1 protein-coding gene is annotated in these 1,311 nt (G+C 70.4%); it reads right to left on the reverse strand.

Annotated elements, in window-relative coordinates; all coding sequences use genetic code 11:
- Positions 1-90: 90 nt before the first annotated feature.
- Positions 91-1,311, reverse strand: a 1,221-nt coding sequence (gene murD / locus AC5RUJ_RS16505) for a UDP-N-acetylmuramoyl-L-alanine--D-glutamate ligase (RefSeq protein WP_494156273.1), incomplete at its 5' end; no start/stop codon positions are given.

Consider the following 1,311-nt stretch of genomic DNA (forward strand, 5'->3'; position numbering starts at 1 on the left):
GGCCTTCGGGGGCGGGCTTCGTGCCGGGAGCGGCGTGTCCGCGGGCAGCGGCGGGGGCCGGTGTCCGGCTTCCGCTGCGGGTGGTGGCCATTACTGCTCCTTAGTCGACGGTGCCTGTCCCTCTCCGTACCGGCGGACTGCTTCCATGTACGCATTGCCCCGGTGGGCGTAGGACGTGAACCGGTCCATCGAGGCGGCTGCCGGCGCCATCAGCACGGTGTCCCCGCCGGCGGCGATGCCCGCTGCCGCTTCCACGGCCGCCGCCATCACGGTTTCGCCGTCAGTGTCCTCCGCCTCCGGGGCGCTGTTTCCAGTGTCTCCCGGGTGCGCGTGGAGGACCGGGACATCCGGTGCGTGTCGCTGCAGCGAGGCCAGGAGGGCGGTGTTGTCCCTGCCGATCAGCACCACCGCTTTCAGCCTGCGCGCGTGGTCGGCGATCAGCTCGTCGTAGCTGACGCCCTTGGACAGTCCCCCGGCGATCCACACGACCGAGGAGAACGACGCCAGCGAGGCCGAAGCCGCGTGCGGGTTCGTCGCCTTGGAGTCATTGACCCAGAGCACGCCGGCGTGCTCCAGCACCTTTTGGATCCGGTGTGCCCCGGGATCGAACCGCCGCAGTCCTTCGCGGACCGCGGCCGGTTCCACGCCGTACGCCCGGACCAGGGCGGCGGCGGCCAGGGCGTTGGCCACCTGGTGCCGGGGCGCCGGGTCACCCAGGTCGCCGAGGCCGGCCAGTTCGGTTGCGGAGTCCCGGCGTTCTTCGATGTAGGCCCGGTCCACGAGCAGGTTCTCCACGACGCCGACCATGCTGACCGCCGGCATTCCGGTCGTGAAGCCGATTGCCCGGCAGCCCTCGACGACGTCGGCCTCCTCGACCATCTCCTCGGTCTCGCGCTGCTCGGCGTTGTAGACGCACGCGATCCTGGTCCGCTCGTAAATCCTGGCCTTGTCGGCCAGGTATGCCTCATAGGTCCCGTGCCAGTCCACGTGGTCTTCGGCCACGTTGAGCACCACGGAGGCCAGCGGGGACATGGTGTGGGTCCAGTGCAGCTGGAAGCTCGACAGCTCGACGGCGATGACGTCGTAGCCGATGGGATCACGCACCGCGTCCAGGATGGGCGTGCCGACGTTGCCGGCGGCGATGGCGCGCAGCCCGGCCGCCTGCAGCATGGATTCGGCCATCCCCACCGTCGTGGTCTTGCCGTTCGTACCGGTGATGGCCAGCCATTCGGCGGTTCGCCGGCCGGCGCGTTCGCGCACCCGCCACGCCAGTTCAACGTCGCCCCAGATGGGAATCCCCGCGTCCGCCGC

The sequence above is a fragment of the Arthrobacter sp. Y3223164 genome (genome assembly GCF_059091005.1).